At 41.2% G+C, this 17,960-nt stretch carries 18 protein-coding genes; 8 read left to right on the top strand and 10 right to left on the bottom strand.

Going from position 1 to position 17,960, the window contains the following annotated elements:
• Nucleotides 1–46 precede the first annotated feature (46 nt).
• Both HCR01_RS34325 and HCR01_RS34320 read right to left on the bottom strand, forming a co-directional pair.
• Complete coding sequence (locus HCR01_RS34325; RefSeq protein WP_226889933.1) at nucleotides 47–313, bottom strand: DNA cytosine methyltransferase; 267 nt, start codon at nucleotides 311–313, stop codon at nucleotides 47–49.
• A 105-nt stretch (nucleotides 314–418) separates the two neighbouring features.
• Complete coding sequence (locus HCR01_RS34320) at nucleotides 419–5,404, bottom strand: hypothetical protein (protein WP_226889931.1); 4,986 nt, start codon at nucleotides 5,402–5,404, stop codon at nucleotides 419–421.
• A 44-nt stretch (nucleotides 5,405–5,448) separates the two neighbouring features.
• On the opposite strand from HCR01_RS34320, the gene HCR01_RS34315 reads away from it, so the two are divergent.
• Nucleotides 5,449–5,979: a hypothetical protein gene (locus HCR01_RS34315; protein ID WP_193200404.1), complete on the top strand. Its 531-nt coding sequence runs from the start codon at nucleotides 5,449–5,451 to the stop codon at nucleotides 5,977–5,979.
• A 403-nt stretch (nucleotides 5,980–6,382) separates the two neighbouring features.
• Here HCR01_RS34315 and HCR01_RS34310 read toward each other — a convergent pair whose 3' ends face one another.
• The 4 genes from HCR01_RS34310 to HCR01_RS34295 form a co-directional block, all read right to left on the bottom strand.
• Nucleotides 6,383–6,922 carry a hypothetical protein gene (locus tag HCR01_RS34310; protein WP_193200403.1) on the bottom strand — a complete coding sequence of 180 codons (540 nt, stop codon included), beginning with the start codon at nucleotides 6,920–6,922 and terminating at the stop codon, nucleotides 6,383–6,385.
• A 16-nt stretch (nucleotides 6,923–6,938) separates the two neighbouring features.
• On the bottom strand, nucleotides 6,939–7,727 hold the full coding sequence (locus HCR01_RS34305; RefSeq protein ID WP_193200402.1) for a response regulator: 789 nt from the start codon (nucleotides 7,725–7,727) through the stop codon (nucleotides 6,939–6,941).
• Nucleotides 7,728–7,823: 96 nt separating this feature from the next.
• Nucleotides 7,824–8,342: a DUF192 domain-containing protein gene (locus tag HCR01_RS34300; RefSeq protein ID WP_193200401.1), complete on the bottom strand. Its 519-nt coding sequence runs from the start codon at nucleotides 8,340–8,342 to the stop codon at nucleotides 7,824–7,826.
• A gap of 2 nt (nucleotides 8,343–8,344) precedes the next feature.
• Nucleotides 8,345–9,964: an ATP-binding protein gene (locus HCR01_RS34295; protein ID WP_193200400.1), complete on the bottom strand. Its 1,620-nt coding sequence runs from the start codon at nucleotides 9,962–9,964 to the stop codon at nucleotides 8,345–8,347.
• Between the two features lie 54 nt (nucleotides 9,965–10,018).
• Between HCR01_RS34295 and HCR01_RS34290 the strand changes: the two genes are divergently transcribed.
• Nucleotides 10,019–10,591 (top strand): hypothetical protein, encoded by a 573-nt coding sequence (locus HCR01_RS34290; protein ID WP_193200399.1) that lies wholly within the window; start codon nucleotides 10,019–10,021, stop codon nucleotides 10,589–10,591.
• Between the two features lie 13 nt (nucleotides 10,592–10,604).
• On the opposite strand, the gene HCR01_RS34285 is transcribed toward HCR01_RS34290, so the two are convergent.
• From HCR01_RS34285 to HCR01_RS34270, 4 genes are all read right to left on the bottom strand, one after another.
• The gene (locus HCR01_RS34285) at nucleotides 10,605–10,976 is read right to left on the bottom strand and encodes a hypothetical protein (protein ID WP_193200398.1); all 372 of its coding nucleotides are present in this window, start codon (nucleotides 10,974–10,976) and stop codon (nucleotides 10,605–10,607) included.
• Between the two features lie 80 nt (nucleotides 10,977–11,056).
• The gene (locus HCR01_RS34280; protein WP_193200397.1) at nucleotides 11,057–11,437 is read right to left on the bottom strand and encodes a hypothetical protein; all 381 of its coding nucleotides are present in this window, start codon (nucleotides 11,435–11,437) and stop codon (nucleotides 11,057–11,059) included.
• Nucleotides 11,437–12,654: a ParM/StbA family protein gene (locus HCR01_RS34275; protein WP_193200396.1), complete on the bottom strand. Its 1,218-nt coding sequence runs from the start codon at nucleotides 12,652–12,654 to the stop codon at nucleotides 11,437–11,439. Before HCR01_RS34275 ends, HCR01_RS34280 begins: the two co-directional genes overlap by 1 nt.
• A 1-nt stretch (nucleotide 12,655) precedes the next feature.
• On the bottom strand, nucleotides 12,656–13,150 hold the full coding sequence (locus HCR01_RS34270; protein ID WP_193200395.1) for a hypothetical protein: 495 nt from the start codon (nucleotides 13,148–13,150) through the stop codon (nucleotides 12,656–12,658).
• A gap of 245 nt (nucleotides 13,151–13,395) precedes the next feature.
• On the opposite strand from HCR01_RS34270, the gene mobV reads away from it, so the two are divergent.
• The 6 genes from mobV (at nucleotide 13,396) to HCR01_RS34240 (ending at nucleotide 17,819) form a co-directional block, all read left to right on the top strand.
• A complete protein-coding gene (gene mobV / locus HCR01_RS34265) occupies nucleotides 13,396–14,460 on the top strand; it encodes a MobV family relaxase (protein WP_193200394.1) in 1,065 nt (354 codons plus the stop codon).
• An 80-nt stretch (nucleotides 14,461–14,540) separates the two neighbouring features.
• Nucleotides 14,541–15,332, top strand: a complete 792-nt coding sequence (locus HCR01_RS34260) for a chromosome partitioning protein ParA (protein WP_193200393.1) — start codon at nucleotides 14,541–14,543, stop codon at nucleotides 15,330–15,332.
• Nucleotides 15,319–16,128, top strand: a complete 810-nt coding sequence (locus tag HCR01_RS34255) for a hypothetical protein (RefSeq protein ID WP_193200392.1) — start codon at nucleotides 15,319–15,321, stop codon at nucleotides 16,126–16,128. The genes HCR01_RS34260 and HCR01_RS34255 overlap by 14 nt, the downstream gene beginning before the upstream one ends.
• Nucleotides 16,070–16,585 (top strand): DUF6753 family protein, encoded by a 516-nt coding sequence (locus tag HCR01_RS34250; protein ID WP_193200391.1) that lies wholly within the window; start codon nucleotides 16,070–16,072, stop codon nucleotides 16,583–16,585. The genes HCR01_RS34255 and HCR01_RS34250 overlap by 59 nt, the downstream gene beginning before the upstream one ends.
• Nucleotides 16,586–16,709: 124 nt before the next feature.
• Nucleotides 16,710–17,093 (top strand): hypothetical protein, encoded by a 384-nt coding sequence (locus HCR01_RS34245; protein WP_193200390.1) that lies wholly within the window; start codon nucleotides 16,710–16,712, stop codon nucleotides 17,091–17,093.
• 531 nt (nucleotides 17,094–17,624) lie between these two features.
• The gene (locus HCR01_RS34240) at nucleotides 17,625–17,819 is read left to right on the top strand and encodes a DUF2811 domain-containing protein (RefSeq protein WP_193200389.1); all 195 of its coding nucleotides are present in this window, start codon (nucleotides 17,625–17,627) and stop codon (nucleotides 17,817–17,819) included.
• The last annotated feature ends 141 nt before the right edge of the window (nucleotides 17,820–17,960 follow it).

Below are 17,960 nucleotides of genomic sequence, written 5' to 3'. Positions count from 1 at the left end.
CGTGGACACCTGGCTCCTTTGAAAACATCCAAAAATCCGGAAACTATTATTCGGTTTTAGTACCCGCAGCCAGTGCAGCGCTCATTACCCTCCCAAAGCTAGGAGGTACAGAATAGCCGATAATTGACCCCGCCGTTGCTGCCTCTTGGGGGAACTCGTACCAATCGGGAAATCCTTGTAACTTCGCCGCTCCCGCAATTGACAAAGATTTGACCGTACCATCGGGCAACCAGATATCAAGGGAACTCTTAACAGTTTTTCCTATTTCCTGTTCCCTCCGGGAGTTAGAGACCCCTACTTCTATAAGTAGCAAGTTTCAAATGGGGTATAAATCCTCACTTGAAACACTAGCGTTGCCTGTTGCCCGTTAAGAGTTCCCTGTTCCCTTCTTTAATGATTGATAGTTGATGAAGAATGCTTAAATTTCTATGCCTTGTTTTTTAGTTTGAGCTAAAACTTGCTCAATTTTGGTATTAGTTTTTTCAAACAATTGCAATACTTCAGGCGAAACTTGATTAGTTTTTAGCTTACCTGATTGAATATCGAGAACTACATTTCCATTTTTGTGAGCGATCGCCAAGTCTTTTTGCTCAGTATTAAAAGAGATATCATAAACTTGACCTTGAACTTTGGTGAAACCATCTTGCCCAGGTTCACCTAAAACCATGCCAACTCTCTGAGCGATTTGGGTAAGTCTGCTAATAGAGCGGTACTCTTGTGTATCTTGGTTCATTGCCGTCAATGCCTTATCTGATAATTGTTGACCTGTTTTAAACCCATTGGTCACCTCCACAATGCGTTGCTTGTACTCCTCTGACTTGCCTAACTTGTCAGCAGTGTTGTACCAATCCCTCAAATCATCAATACTAACTACTGGGCGGTTTGTCACACCTTTTGGTTCGGTTTTTACACTATTAGTAATTGGGGGTGTGGTAGGAGTAGTCGGGAGTAGTGAAGTCACAGGTTGGTCAGCAACAATAGGTGTGGTTTGAGTGCCAGGTCTAGTAGTTTGCCAAGGAAACTTTGCATGGTGGCAAGCAGGGGGAGCTGGGGAGGCTGGGGAGGCTGGGGAGGAAAGAGAGTTATTGTTCATTAATTCTTCTCCCCCTGCTCCCTCTGCTCCCCCTGCTCCCCCCGCTCCGTCTACACGGCAAAATTGGGTTGGTGAACTACTAGGTGAGAGCAATGCTGGTTGTTCAGGAGGTTTGAGATGTTGAGGTCGTGTGGCAAGAGAGTAAACGAGTTGTTGATACTCACTAGTAGACTCAATCACAGCACCAAATTTTTTAGTCATGTTCTCCAAAGTTTTGGGAGGGATGGAACTGCTGACTAAGTTAAACACCGCTAATCCTTTTTGGGTTTCCTTAATCACATCTTCGGGTGGAACTTGAGAGAATTCAACATATTGAAGAGTTAGCCATTTGCTTACCGTCTCGACTTTGTGATTGTCAACCGCCAAGCCCATAAGTCCTTGTGCTTTGTGTTCAGGTGTGGCAACAAGTATAGTTGGACGCTCCTTAATTTTTTGGAGTATCGGCGCATTACTATCGATCATGAACTGTTGAAGGGGGTCGATTTCCGATTGACCAAAAGCTTGAAACTCCTTAGTCCAGTTTTGAGGATATTCAACGGTGGAGGGGTCGATTTGGGCGCAAATAACAGAAAAATTACTTTGAAGAATAGCGGGTGCTGGTGTAAGTTCACCGTTTTTAAGTAGTCCCAATTGCCGAAGTGCGTCTTTGTCCTTTTTGAAGTGCAACACACCGAGTGGCTCACCATTTAAAAATACAGCTTCTCTGGTTTTTGAAGGTGGCATAGCAATAGTTATTTGTTGATAATGAGGGTCATTGAATGTCTGACCTTTAAAATCATAAAAGTTAATTTTATTAATTTTGAGTAAATTTCCGTTGAGAGATTCGCCCAGCACAAAGGCTTGATCTCCAGTATCGGAGATTGAAGTAAGTTTTAACTTCAAGGGATTACCATTTTTGAGGTAATTAAAACTTTTCAGCTGCTCGACAGAATCACTGTCTAACTCACCTAAAGTTTTGCCATCAAGTTTGATTTTGACGGTTTTGTCAGGAACCTTCTCAGTCCCAAACTCTAAATTGACAGGTTCGCAGTTAAAAACTTGTCCAGCGTATGAGAAGTTCTTGAGTTCGCGGATGGTAATCTCAATTGGTTCCTTCCCAGGCAAGCCAATAATGGCCTTAGCGGTAGCGGGTTCTATACCAACCATACTTGCTTGTGCCTTCGTGCCAATAGGCAACATCCCAGTTCTGGTTTCGAGCATGGCGAATTCCTTATATTCACCGTCGCTGTCCTGGACAAACATTAGTCTGGAAACATGGCGTTCATGCCCTGGTGGGTGGTGGCTAGCCCTGATTTCTATGGGGTGTTTTTCATCTGGGTTCCATTGTCTGCCTAGAAATTGATTTGCTTGATTATTGAGGGTGACTAGTTTTATATCAGTGAATTGCAGTTGGTCTAGGCGGGACACAATTTCGTTGGGGAAAGCAGCGAAGGCGAAATTAGAGACTTTTTTGGCGATCGCAGTCGGATCTATATTTTCTTTTCGAGCAACTTCGAGTTCATCCTGGCGCGATGCAGAAATGTTCCAGGCGGCAGCGGCAGCTTGAAGTATTTGTGATTCTGGAATAGAAGCCCGGAATGCTTCAGCTGATTGGTAAGCTTTTTGGAACATCAATTTGGTCTGTCCTCTGGTTAGTTCTGGCTTGAGTTCTACTAAGGTTGCTGTCTGTGTGGACATTCCAGGCTTTAGGTTGTGATCACTTACGGATTGTTGGCTAACAGTCCCCAAATGACGGTACGCGGGTTTTCCATCCTCCCCGATTTCACCATCAATCTGTGCGACTGCTAGTAGTCTATGGGGATTTGCGCTACTCCTCCATTTTTGGGGGATTTCATCTAAACGGATGTTGAGCGTCTGGGCTTGCCAAATACCCGGATGCCCGTAGCGAGTGAGGTTTGTGATTTCGAGTTGCGCCCCTTGTGGGGTTTCAATGATCGCATAAGGGCCTTTCTCCGTCTCGCGTCGTCGCTCTAAACGAACAGCTTCGTTAAATTTTGTATCAAATTCGTGTTTGGCTCTTATCGCACTAAATCTTTGCTGTGGTGTAAACTCGACTCCATTGAACAAGTCTTGAAACTGGACAATAGGGCGGGATTCCAGTTGTGATTGCTGAAAATATTTATTAGTTTGGTTAATTAATAATTCAACAGGAGAATAGCCTGTGGGGGTAATCCCTTCGTTTAAATAGGCTGTCCTTAATTTCTTGTCTTTAATATAGTTGATATCTCTGTGTAGATAGCGCTTGTTCTCCTTAATTAAGTCCATCTCAGGAGTTTTGGCGCTTTTAAATAAGTCAACAGCAATTTGGTTTTGGTAACACCCCTCTTCAATCATGAGTCGATACATCTGGCGGTTGACATTCATTGCCTGATGAATGATTTCTGGAGTTTTATTTGGTGTTTGAACCAGAGCAACAAACTCCTTCATATAGGGTTTATATTCTTCTCTAATCAGCTTGGGGCGCTCAGAATTTTCTTGCTCAAAGAGCGTTTGGTAATGAGTTGATACTTGGTCTAGATAATTTGACTGCTGCTTAAGCGTTCCATAAGTTTTTAAAATTTCGATTTCCGATTCTAACGCCTCCAAGGCTGTTACATGATTATTAATAACTCCCACGCTGATGCGATCGCTCATGTGAATAGCGATTTCTTCAAAGGCGGGTTGGGTTCCATCTACGCTGTAAAACGACTGCTTTTTCAGCTTAACTGTAGGGGCATAGGCGTTTTCGGGTTGGTTTCTGTATTCAGCTTCGGCTGTGAAATTTGGATACTTACTTGCGAGTGCCACGCCGATACAGTCACCATCGAAATCTCGTGCTTGGCGTTCGGATTCTGTCTCGGCTGGTGCGACAACATTTGGTTCAAGTCTTGCAAGCAAGCGTTTGTGGTCTTCATCATTGACTACGATAATACCCTTGAGGTTTTGGTCATCTGGCCCCAGACGGTCTTCAACGTGTTTGTTTGTGGAGATGCATAGACCATTAGAATTGAGGAAGGGAGAGCGAAAGTTGAGGATTTTTTCTCCTTCATCCAACCAAGGAACACAGATTTCACCATTTTTCAACTCCTTGGATGGAATAATCATTCCCCGGTCAAAGGTGAGGGTTTTGCCGAGTGCAATATCTCTCCACTCACTTTGTACAAATCGACTTAGTTCTTGCTTGACTTTCTCCGTTTCTAAAACCTGATGATGACCAAGTAAATCAGCTTTAATAAGCTTGTACATTAACAGGTCATCTTTTTGAGAGTCCTGGCTTAAATCATCTGTGTTTAAATCCTCGTCTACCTGAGAGTCGGTAGCAGAAGTTCCTGCTGAAATTTCTGAGATTTTTGGAGTAGGAAGTCCTTGCTCTGTATCAGCTTTCTTTTGCTCATCTAATTCCTTGCGCTTTTCGTATTGCTCACAGTAAAATTGCGCTACTTTGCGAGGGTCATCTTGAATAGAGGCTAGTTTTTGAGCTTGGTTTTCTAATTCTTCTGCAAAGTCTTTAATGCCTTGAGGGAAAGATGCTAGTAGTTGAGAAATAGCTGTCTGACCTCGCTGAGATTGCGACTTTTCAGCTAGCCAGATCGTTTGTTTGTATAGCCCCGGCTCGATTTGAGGTTTAGTTGGGCCATCAGGATTATCTTTGTCTGTCCCTTTGAAGCTACTTATAGGAAGGATCAGGTCTATTTTGGGCTTGTTACTGGGATCTGCATAGATTATTTTATCTAGCTTGTGTGGACGTAGTGTTCCTTTACCGAAACGGTATTTAGTGTCCTCACCGTCAGTTTCTTGCCAGCCAAAACGATGCTGTATAACTCGATAACTTTTGTCTTGTTGTTCTTCTCTGTTGGTGAGTTGGTCGTAGAGTTCAGTTGAAATCTGCCCATAACAATCACCTACCAATTTCCAAGCATCTTCCTTGTTTAGTAATCCACCATTTTCACCTGTGTTATCATCTACCATCAGAATATTTAGTTGTTCATTAATTGCGTTTTTACAATCACCCAGAAAAATGGAACCGTAAGCACCACGGTCTTTTCTGTCTGGACAGAGTTTTTCAATTACCTCTAGACATTCTGACGGGCCATATAGGAGTCGTGTTTTTGACGATAACAAAAGACTATGACCTTCTGGATGATTTTTTAAATCTAATGGTGTGCTGTGTTCATCAATATGTCCAAAAGAGAATTCTTGGTTTGGGAAGAAAGATTCTAGTAACGTATTATCTAGTTTTTCAGTTAAAATTGAGTTGGGATTTGTCGGATCATTATCTGCATGAATCCATTGATTGAGTCTAGTGTCAAAGTGTTTGAAGGTTAGTGCCATAATTCTAGTTTTTCTTAAATTAACCAATAAAAATGAGGTTTTATATGTCAAGAATTAAGCGTTGGTTTAATGCGAACAAAGGAAAATTTGATTTAGATGGAACCCTGAAAAACGAAGCCAGGGAAAAAATGTTGCATAGAGGAATAAGTCATGCAGCAATCGATGACTATGTTCTGAGAATGCAAGAAGAATACGACCATCTAAAACACTTAGACGAAACTGAACCAGAACCGTGGCCAATCTACACAGCCTATGATTTCTTTACGGCAGAAGAAAAACAGCAGTTCAATCCAGATGGATCTCTAAAACCCGAATACGTGGAAGCCGCCATAAAAAGAGGCACTAGCTTAAAATGGCTAGAAGAGATGGAGCGCCGCAAGAAAATTGATGTAGATAACTACAATCGGGTATCTGCCCAATATGCAGAACAAGGTATCAACTTTGGTGAGGAAGAGATGAAAGAGAGAATGGCTTCCAGCAGAACTTATGTGCAACGCCGCAAGCAGATGGAAATAGACTTGCGGAACTTTGAGGATGATGACAGTCTACCTTTCGATAAAGACACCTCCTTTTAGAGTGGTTGCAGAAGCATTTGGTGTGTAAGTTTAACCAAACAATTGAGGAATAGAAAACTTACGTTCTATTCTTAATTTCCTGATACCCAGATCTTCTTGGCTAAGGAGATGCTGATTGCTTTGAACAGCTAGGAAAGTAGTTAGACGATTCCAATCCTCATGATTGCATTTGTCCAATTTGTGCAAACTATTGACCAGAGAAATTGAGATGTCTGTTGGCAAGGAGGTAAGACAAAATTCATTAGTAGTGACTATCAAAGGTTTGAAATAAGGCAAGGTAGAATATCACCGAAAAGAAGGGATCTTGAAGCAGGGGAAGCCGGAGAGGCTGGGAGGAAAGAGTTGATAAACAATCAGTTATTTCCCCCCTGGCTCCCCAGATCAAAGAGCTTGGGTCGGCAAACTAGTGGTACGGCTTCTTTTCCCACTCGGCTAAGCTATTGCAATCACTTGAATCAACAATCATCTGAGGTAATTGTGCGCGTCCTTCAAGGTAGGCAGTTACTTTTTTGATTTCTTGTTGAGTCTGTTTTTTTGAGAGCTTTTCAAATTTCACGGTTGCTGTTGGAGGAGACAGGCTATTTTCTTTGTCTATGGGCCCAACATAGAAACGACCCATGTTGTAAAAATCTTCGGCTTTGGGAACTCCTGTCATTAAACAGCCTTTGGACTTGATGAATAAGTGGTAGTTAATGCCGCCGATGTGAGTGCGGGACTTCTCAAACTTAGATTCGCTAATCGGGCCCCACAAGAGCATAGACGAGTCTTTACACTCAGCTTTGACAACCTGAAGGTTGACTATCTCAGCAAAATCACACACTTTCCAGCTGACTTTGTATAAGTCGGGTGGATCTTGAGATTGGGCATCAGCACTGGGTGATTGACAGGATGCGATGAGTAAGCTGGCAGCTAGAGAAAAAGCGATATGTTTCTTGTGAGGCATAAATTTCAAATAGGTTTCAAGCTAGTTTATTCCAAAAATTGACTTGCTCAGAAGAAGTAGTTTTTGAAAGTTTAGTACGAGATTGCTTAGAAGGCTCATTGAGCGAACGAGTGTCTTTTGGATCGGGTTCAACAGCAGCGAAATCTATTGAGGTAATATATCCAAAAGCTAGCCCTTGAGCAATAGCCTGTGCGCGTGATGTAACTTGCAGCTTTTGGAAAAGCGTGTGCAGTCGGCTTTTAACTGTGGTTTTATCAATATATAAGGTGAGGGCGATTTGTACATTTGATAAACCGCAGGCAACAAGATTTAAGGCGATTTGTTCAGCAGGAGTCAAGACATTTCCAAAGATTTTCCCTTTTGTTTTGGTTAGATTCCTGCGCTTGCAAGGGAGATTCTGAAATACGGTCTTATTCAACTTCGGGTCAATCCACCTCCCAAGCTCGTAAGTTTGGATAATTGCTTCGATAATTATGGATGGTTCATTTCGCTTGAGCAGATAGGAGTTAGCACCAGAGTCTAGAGCTAAAGAGGCAACAATCTCTGATGCGTGGGTTGCAAAGACAATAACTTGATTTGTACTGGCTTTAATTTCTTGCTTAATTTTTTTTAAAACTCCTAGTCCTGTAATTCCTGAGAGAGATAAATCTAGCAAAATGACGTCGGGATTGAGGACTTTAATCATTTCTATGGCCTCTAATCCAGATGCGGATGTACCACAGACTTCTATTCGAGTATCTGTAGACAGAGCTGCTACCAAGCCCATCCTGACGATTGCTTCATCTTCCACTATTAAAAGACGCATAGAAGAGATTTTCTTGTACTCTTTGTATTTAGATTTTATAACATAATTACTACTGCTTTTTGATATACCAATCAAGGGTACTGATGAGGTGAATAATTATTGATCAAGAGGTTTAATCAGAATCTTGTCTCCTTCTTTGAGATTAATCTTTAAAGCAGTACCAGCCTTCAGTTCCAAGACTTGATCAGCGATCGCCCCGTAGTAAAAAGGGCAGGGATACTGAGAACATGGTGGAGCATTTGTGACAACAGTTTTGATAACTCCATTGTGAAGATAAATAATATCCAATGGAACTTTAACTTTATGCATCCAAAAGCGAACTTTAGTAAATGTTCGTCCTAATTTAAATAGCATCCCGCGCTCGCTTGGTAATTGAGTGCGGTATTTAAGTCCTTTAGCAAGTTGATCAGAAGTAGCAGCAACTTCAAGATAGAAAGTATGATTATTGTGTGTAAACTTGTGCGTGATCGGAAGAAGTAGAGGGCGTGACTGGAAGTAGGCTCCTGTTAAGGTAAACAGAATAATTGCGCCTCCAGATAGTAATGCCGATAGTCTCAGTAACTTGAATTTGGCAGTATAAGAATTTGGTTTTGTAGTTCGATTTGCAGTAAGCATATTTAGTCAAACATATTGATGTTGCCCAGACTATAGATAGAGGAATCATCAGAGCTTGAAGGTAGCCCCTGAACAGTTGCTTTATTTCGCATGGCTTCTACCTTGTCCGCTTCTCTAATAGCCAGAGGATTTATGCTCTCTCGCGCTTTTAGTAGAGAAGAAAGCGTAATCTCTAGAGGCACAGATGCAACCGATGAAATTGGCTTATCTGTGGGAAACATTTGACAGAAAGTTGAGGCTGCTGCTCGTTCGACAATTGTTTGAATTTCTGCACCAACACAACGATAAGTTTCTTTAAGAAGGCGACTCCATTCCTCATGAGTGAATGAGTCGCCATCTTTAAAACGTTTGTCAAACCGGGAAAGGTGAATTTTGAAAATCAGATGCCTTTCACCGTTATTAGGCAAATCAACTTTAAATATGTCATCAAAGCGTCCACATCGAGTCAGTTCCGGCGGCAACCATTCTAAACGGTTAGCAGAGGCAATAACTACTACATCACTAGTGCGCTCTTGCATCCAAGTTAACAATATCCCTGCCAATCTTTTAGATAGGTCATCGTCACCAGCAAAACCTTTGTCAAAGTCGTCGAGATAAAGAATTACATCATTGATTCGGTCAGCGCGAGCCAACAGCTTTTTCAACTTGTGTTCGGCTTGATTACCAAAACTACGAAAGCTTCCCCACTCTAGAATGATTAATGGTACACCCAACTGTTGAGAACAGGCTTTAGCGGAGTGAGTTTTACCAGTTCCCGGCGGCCCAACTAATAAAACACCTTTAGGCAATCTCAAGTTGTAAGCTTTAGCAAGTGGTGTGGTCAATCGCTTATATCTTTTGAATGCAGACTGCATCAACTCCAGTCCACCAATTTCAACGTTGGGTGGTGGTAGAAAGTCAATACTATAAGTGCGCTTAAACAGAGAAGTTTTGTATTCAAGGATTTTCGGAAGTATCTGCTCAACAAGACATAACCCAGAACATAAGGCAAAAGCGGCTTCGACATCAGCTAGATACATCCCAGAACAAGCATTAGTCAATTCTTCTAGTTCAGATTCCTTAGCGTCGAAATTGCATAGAGATTTTGCTATATGTGTATAAATTTCCCATTCTTGGGGAAAGCCTTGAACTATGACTGGAATCTCCGGCGCAATGTCGGGAGTGAGCGTAGCATTTGCCCCAAGCAGGATAGCTGTTTTATCTAAGTTGAAGTTGTTAAGTTTGAGGTTAATCAGCGCTGATTTTATCCATGATGAAGTGAGGAAGAAATCAGGGTCAGGGTTTGGTTCATTAATCCAGGGGAAAATCCCTTCTATAATCAGGATACCTTTTAACTCAGTCTGTTTCCAAAAGCGGAGAATCTCAAAATAATGTTCTGTGTTAGTTTTGGGCAACAGTGCTTGATAGTGGAATGATTGAGATAATTGCAAGCGATCGCCTGAGTTAGATAGAGAGAATAAGCAATCATCTTCCATCGCCCAGAGATAGCAATTCATCTCTCTGTTCAAGCACTCTTGGGCGATACTAGTTAACAGCCTTCGTCTTTCTTGAAGGGGAGACTCTAAAGCAATTAGAGGATTGTTTGCTTCTCTCAAGCTGAATACCTGGTCGATAATTTCCATAAGTAAAAGTTAGACTACACTAAGCAATTAAACTTAAACAAAATAGCTAAAAGTATGCCAAAACCTTTTTTTCCGTTATTATTTATTCCTGATGCCATCATAGATAAAGTTTTTCTTCCCAAAGTGCGCCCATCCAAATCAAATGAAAATCCGAAGTTGGGTGCAAGCGAAGTTGAATTTGGTGCTTTATTGAAGTTTCACTTTGGTTCATGCGTCTACCCTCAAATAGAGTTATTACCACCAGGGCATGAGCGCCCTTACAGTGCCGACTTCTTGATAATTGAGCCAACAACAGGATTACATATTGATCTGGAAATAGACGAACCCTTTAGTTTTACTACGAAAGAAGCAACCCATGCCGTGGGGATGGACGACTATAGGAATAAATGTTTTGTCGAGGCGAATTGGATAGTACTGCGCTTTGCAGAGGAACAAGTCAAAAGCCAGCCCGTAAGATGCTTACGAATGCTAGCAAACGTGATTGCAAAGTATACTCTCAATCATCAATGGCAGGATTCTTTTGTCGATGCAAGTCCAGTTACTCCTATGTGGCAATGGACTGCTGGTAAGTCCAAGAAGTTGTCAAAAGGGAACTATCGAAACAAGTACCTTAATCCAAGTAACTAATTTGTTTTCTTAACTACTTTTGATGCTCGGTCACAGGTGGTAAGTTAGCAGACGATAAACTCCACTTTAAAGTACTACCTGTAAAGATTGTCAGACCCAAGATAGCGAAGGCGGTAATGCAGACTCTTTGCAGAGAGCTAAAAGCAGATTGCTCATTTGCTTGCTGCATAGATAATTTGTGTGCCGCCTTCGATTGCTCAATTAGAGCTTTATGTCGCTCTTGGAGAATTGTGGTGTACTGGAGATAAAACAAGGCACTAATACACTGCGTTGTATCCTGACCCGCTTCGGCTTTCTGACACAAAAAAGCCTCAAGACGTTGTTTTCGCAGTTCAGGCGTAGGTAAATCTGCATTATCTAATGTTGGAATAGAGAATTTGTCCACGGTCTACCTGTTGTTGTACAAGAGGACATACACAGATTAACTCGCAGACCAAATCAAAAAAAACATACAAAAGTATGTAATTAAAGTTCTAAATCAAATTGTTGTTGACGTTGTTGTACTATTTGTCTGCTTGGTGAGGAGTCTGCCTCGAATGGACTAGTGTAGTCAGTAAATATTTCCTGAGACAGAGATCGCCCATCACCATCAGTGTCACTACTTAATATATAGGCAATTACATCATTCGGCATTCCTTGAAGAGAAGCACTGGCTAAGAACGATTTGGTAAATTCAGGCGAAGCATCACTTTCATCCAAGACTAGTAGAACCCGATCTGCATCTGAATAAGTCATTTTCTGAATGTGTTGAATACCCGCATCAATAAGGATGCTATCAAAGAATTCTTGTTTGCTTGAGAAATCCTGATTTTGGGCGAACTCATTGAGTTTATCTATAGTATCCATCAAGCGCCCTCCTTCATTGCTAGGAATCCTTTGCGTGTCCATGCGTCATTATCGTTTCTTGCTTCTGTCGAGGGTACTACAATGACGGAAGGCTGATTGCGTTCATACGAAAAGTTCTTGTCCAACATCTTGAGATAAGACTGGTGGGAAGTCCAGACATCAGCCAAGCGATCGCCTAGTCCCTGGTCATCAATTTTAGACGGAATTTCTACACCACCATTCCAGACGACCGGGATTTTCTCTTTATTAAAGTGCTCAGTCAGTTCTTTTTTGACAAAGGTAGCAGTTCCCCCACAGATGAGGATTTCATCGAGTAAGGCAATATTGCGAATCCATCTTAGTAAGGCCCGACAGTACTCGTCTTTGACTACTGGCAAGACTTCACGAAACAGTTTCAAGTCAGACTGGATTGCGTCTTCTTTCGACTTACGAGAGAGCGCACGCAACTCATCAAAATTCCCCTTAGATGCTTCAACTAGTGCTGGAACAATGCGTAAGTCATCTTTAGACAATCCAACAGCAGTCCTCTCTACAAACTGTTGTACCATCCAACTCATACCTAACTCAGTTGATTCTGCCTTTCCCGAATAATCCTTTTCAGAGAGTAAAAAACTGGCATTACGATAACCAAGCATGATCATGCCAACATTTTTTTGAGCGTATAAATCACCGAGTGATTGCTCCCTATAATCCATGATGCCAGAACCTTCCGGCGAGACAAAAAAATGTCGAAGCTTTGGTTTTAACTTACCAGTGGGAGTATTTATCCCCTGTTTTAGAGCTTCTCGTAGCTGTGCCCCTAATGATTGCCCATCATTTGATTCGCCAGGAGGTAATAGCAGTTGAGCAACGAAAGGCTCACTTCCAGACAGATTGAACTTGCACATCGCTAACCACAACATTCCTAGCATTTTAGGAACTGCATGTTGATATTTTAATTCTTTGAGGGCAGCTGTGCCCATAAAGACGCTTCTGGCGATATCACCTAGCACATAATATTTACCGTTAACTCCAACCCATGCAGTGTTCGGCGATAAAGTCTTATCAGCGAAATGGTGTTCTATGGAAGAGGCAGATACATCAGCAATCTCTGGCGACATAGCAATCAGAATCGGAGTGCTGTCAGGGTAAAGTTGAGCAATTGTTTTTGATTTGCTTCCTCCTAAATCAAATGATATGACTAGCTTTGGTAATTCGTTTTTGGTTATTTTACTCAATTTAGCTTCCTCCAAATCTCTTCAAGTTTTTCGACATCTGCTCTGTTAACTCTAAATCCAGAAAATCATCCTCATCTTCATCCTTATCTTTATTCTCATCAGTCTCATCCTCATCTTCAGCAGTCTTATGTTCGATAGCTAATTCTTCACGCTTTATCTGTGGTGATTGCTGTGGAAGGGACTGGGCTTGCCCCATCGGTATGATTAGAGAGTGAGCAGCACCAGGATTTTCAATACCACAGATTTGACGAATAATGCTTATTTGCGATTCTAATTGAGCGATCGCCCAGATGCCCGTTTGTTTTAACCCACTACCTGTTTCTCCTTGAGAAAAGATAGATAGTGGTAGCCAGTAGCTTCTAAGGCTAGACATTACTATCTCAGTAAAATCTGTATCTAAGTTTAAAGGACGAGACTTCATATAAGTAATCATCTTACCATCTGGACTTTCAGATAGTTTTTGAATCGAGATTCTCTCGGTTTTTGATTCGCCCATATTGACTTATTTATTGCTTAAATCAATATTATCCTTTATACGTTTAATTAGCAGTCAATAAGCGCAATTAACTGTTTATTTACGCAAACAGAGGTACAAAAAGATTAACGTCTTACATATTTAGCCTTACAAGATTACGTTAAATTAACGTAATTACGCGCTAAATTAACACATAACTATTTTGTTTAACCAAGTAAAAAATGGGGTTTATTATATTATCCGTACTTACTACAGGTTTTTAATATATGCCCTATGCGATCGCTAGAATTAAGAAATTGAAGCGAGTTAACATAGCAGGTAGCGCTTCTCATACTTCTCGTGAAAGAGACACGCCCAATGCTGACCCGACCAAAGAAAATGTTAGGTTTATTGGAGAAGATAAGCAACAAAAGCTAGAGGATTTAGTGCTTGCCAAAATTACAGAGCATCCACAAACAAGGAAGATTCGCAAAGATGCTGTGTATTGTGTTGAGTTTCTCCTGACTGCCTCACCTGAATATTTTCGTCCTGACAACCCCATAGATGCAGGAGCATACGATTCTAATAAGTTAAACGCTTGGTTACAATCCTCACACGAATGGCTAATTGAAAACTACGGCTCACGCATCATCCGAGCCGACCTACATCTTGACGAAGTAACCCCACACATTCACGCTTACTTTGTTCCACTGGATGAGTCAGGTCAATTGAGATGTTACAAATTCTTTGGCGATAGAAAAAAGATGCACGAGTTTCAGAACTCGTATTTTGAAGCTACACAAGAGCTAGGGTTAGAGCGTGGGCTTAAAGGCAGCAGAGCAACACACAATGACATCAAGGATTTCTACAGCATTGTAGAAAGGGGTGTGAGTCTAGACTTAGACATGACATTGCAAACCAAAGCCAAGGCTGCTGATAGAGATAGAGCCAAGCGTGCTGCATTAGAGATGGAAGCAACAGCCAAAGCTGTAGCCAAAGAAAACGAAGAACTAGTACGCAGGGTCAATCACCTAGAGCAAGAGAATTTGAAATTGAAGCAGGAGAATCAGAAGCTACGGCAGCAGTCACAAGACTTACCTTTAACCGAAGTGGCATGGCATTTAGGGAGAAAATCAGATCGTGTGATAGAGGGTGAAACTTCTTTAGAGATGGTAATGAGAGCGGCGAAGTGTAATATTCGGCAGGCGATCGCATGGGTAAACAACAAGTTTGGCGAACCAGGAATGATGCAGGCTGTGACTTTTCAAGCTAAGAAGCAGGCAAAAGAGATAGTCCAAAACGAGCCAGTACCGAAGATAGAGACACAGAAAAACTTAGATCTGGAAATGTAGCTTAATAGCATACTTTTGTATGCTGTTTTTTTAGGATGAAGACTTTAATATGGTTGTGACTTTGAATATGAATTAAACAAATGATCAAAGAATCAAAAGAATATTCACGCAGGCTAGTGATTGTGACGGGTGACAAAGGGGGTGTTGGCAAGTCCACCTTTGCTAGAGGATTGGTACAAGCTTACTTAGATACACATCAAGATTTCGTCGCTTTTGATGCGGATATGTCTAATCCGCAGATTAAGCGATTCTACGAGAATGAGTGTACTGTGTTCCCTCTAGACATATTTACAAGAGGAGAAGCTGACCTATTCCTAGAAGACCTGAAGAATTTAATTGAGCCAGTCAAAAATCAAGATGGAGAAATTCAGTCTTCGGGTAAATCGTTGTTCCTGCTGGAGTTGCCCCCACAATCGATGAAAATGTTTCGAGAATTCGCTTGTGAGATGAATTTCTTTGAGGTTGCCGAGCAGAATCTTGATTTACGAGTGACGATGGCAACGGTGATTAGCAGGACAAGAGATTCGGTTAACCAATTACTTCACCTGTACGATTTCTGCAAAGGGCAAGTAGACTATGTGATCGTGAAAAATTTGTTTTTTGGAAAACCAGACGGCTTTGAGCGTTACAACACCTCACCATCGATCAAGGAGATTAAAGAAAAAGGCATAGGATTACCTGAGATATCTATGGCAGACTTAATAGCCCATGCTTATGACTATTTAGACCTAAATAATTTCTCTTTCTCCAAAGGAATATTGCAAGACGAGAGGATATCGGTCAAAGGTAGGGTTGGTGCATGGATGAAGAATTTCAAGACTTCTATAAACCCAGTCAAAGATGTATTAGGGTTAAAAGATGTCACGTTCTAAGCGGTTGATAATGCTTGTAGGCGATGCGCGAGTAGGCAAGTCTACAATTACCAAATTATTAATCGAGTTGTTGTGTAGTCAAAGTAGACGAATAAAAGTGTTCAATCATGACAGCCAAGGCAAGTTGTCATCTCACTATTCGCTTGTCTCGATTGAGAGTTTAGACTTTTTGGATGGTGGCACAGACAAAATGCTAGACGATCTCAGTGACTTAGAATTAGATGCCATCTTTATTGATATGCCTGGGCAATATCTAGAACAGATATTTAAGTACATTGTTGAGGCTGATTTATTCTCTATTCTGGAATCACATAAATGGAGATTAACATTCTTGCAGCCAATTTCACATCGGCTGTACTGTTTAGATTATTTAGAAAATCTGATTGTATTTAGTGGTAGTAAAGCAGATTATGTTGTTGTAAAAAACTTGTATTTTGATGATCGTTTTGTAGATTACCACAAATTAATGCAACGTCGATTGTCAAGATGGGGAGGAATATCCCTAGAGCTTGGTGCATTACATCGTAATATTTATCAGGTACTAGAAAGGGCGGGGAAACCATACTCACAAGTCTGGGGAGATCCATCTATAAATGTGCTTTACCGGAGCTACATTTACAGATGGATTGAGAATTTTAACAAGTCTGTATTGAATGATTGTAATGTTAGTAAATATTTAGGATTGTCAAATGGTAGCGACAACGGACGGCTTGCAAGGACTGACAGCAGAACAGAGGATGCAAGCATTAGTAGCGACAACCAAATTAGGGATCTCCCCGGACGATCCGCTTTTTGAGACAATGGCGGTAATGGGAGACTTCCTTGAGGAGCTTGGGGAGAAAACGAAAAATACATTCTCGACATGGGAAGATATCTCCAAAAAGCATGAAATATCAGTAGCAGAGGCTATCAAAAAGACACTTGCTAAAGAGGTGCATCAAATAAAAACCAAAACAATAGCGCTACCAATTGAACCGCCACAGGTAGGTAAGTTTAGATTTGGCTTTTATCCAATCACCTTTATGCTAGGAGGTTTTATGGCGGTAGGAGCGTTACTTGGTTCCTTGGTGACATCTAATGTGATCAAAGAGAATTCTGCTGTTACATCTACTGATTTACAACTTCTAGAGTGGGCTAAGTCGCCAGAGGGGAAGCTATCTAAACAAGTGATTACATCAAACAAAGCAGCAATCAAAAATTGCTATCAAGAGGGAGAGACTACTTGCTCAATCACCATTCGGGCTAAAAAGTAATTTCTTGGTGAATTAGTGTAGGGAACTAGGGAAAAAACTACTTCCCTACTTAACAAATGAGAGATAAGATGCGAGTTTTACTCCAGAAGCGATAGACTAGGGAAAATTCCTTAAGGAAACTTAAATGGCACGGACAAACGGGGTGAAAGCTGAAACAACTGCACAGGAATTATCTACAGTTACAGATATTGAAGAGACAGTAACAATTGAAGCTGTAACTGAACCAGCAGAGGATGCCCAAGATATTGACGACATCTTAACCTCGCTAAAAACCTTACTTAGCACAGTAGAAAAACTTCAAAAAGTTCGGCAAGAAGTAGGGGATATCAAGCCTTTAATTGGACGAATGCTAGATGGAGAACTAGTTGCTAATGAAGAACTTGAGCAACTCAAAACGGGGGTAAGCGGTCTAACTCGCTTAGTTCGCGCTTATAGTGACCATGAAGTAGCATTGGCTAAAGCACAGCCCGCTAGAAAATTGCTAGATCAAGTACTCAAACAGAGTTAGCCCTTGTGAGACGTGAGGTTTGAAATCAGTCTTTTGTAATTCTTATCATTAGCGAGAGTTTTCTACAATAATTCCACAGGTTTTCCACAGGAATATCAGTAGCTTTCCACAGATGTGAGACAAAGCAACAGGTTCTTACGTCTGACGAGGTATTACTTATTGAGCTTGGCAAAAAATTACAAGCACTGAGTTTATATGAAGGAGAGTAACAAAAACTTACTCTTAAATCCGATGGCTTCGTTAACATCTATTTTTTATACCAAGCTTTTTAACATTTTGCAGCATTGACAAACCGACCTGCACTTTTGCAGAATGATGCGATGCGACTTGCCTTTTTAGTCTATTTAACAGTTCAGCTCATCTGTATAAAATTACCTGATGTATTAGCGTAAATTGTTAGGCAGGCGAAAAGCGGAGGCACTAAAGCGACGGCATTGCCTGAGTGCTTGATTGCCTCAGTTTTTTGTGTGCTTGTGACTATCAAGTTAAGCGACTTGTCCCTTTTGATTGACCTCATAAGAGGAAAATCTGATGAACGCAACGGTTAGCATCTTGACAGAAATTCCCGTAACACTGGATGAATCTTTGAAAGACTACTTAGAAAAACATCCCGATTGGGATGCACATAGAGTCTTGAAGGCGGCGCTATCATTATTTTTGTTGCAACATGGAGATAGCGATCGCCGTGTCGCTCAAGTTTATTTAGAAGCATTATTTCACCGCTAAAGAACTCAGTTTCAAAAACAAAGCCTTGCTATGAGACGAGACAATAGACCTCTTGCAAAAGTCAGTTAAACAGATTCGGTTTTGGGCAGACGAAGTTCATAGTTGTACAAACCAGCTATTAGATTAAACCTTAAGCCAAAT

It is taken from the genome of Nostoc sp. MG11 (genome assembly GCF_014904695.1).
Lineage (GTDB): Bacteria > Cyanobacteriota > Cyanobacteriia > Cyanobacteriales > Nostocaceae > Komarekiella.
Note: the sequence above shows the minus strand (reverse complement) of the source record. Positions and strands in the feature narration are given on the sequence as shown.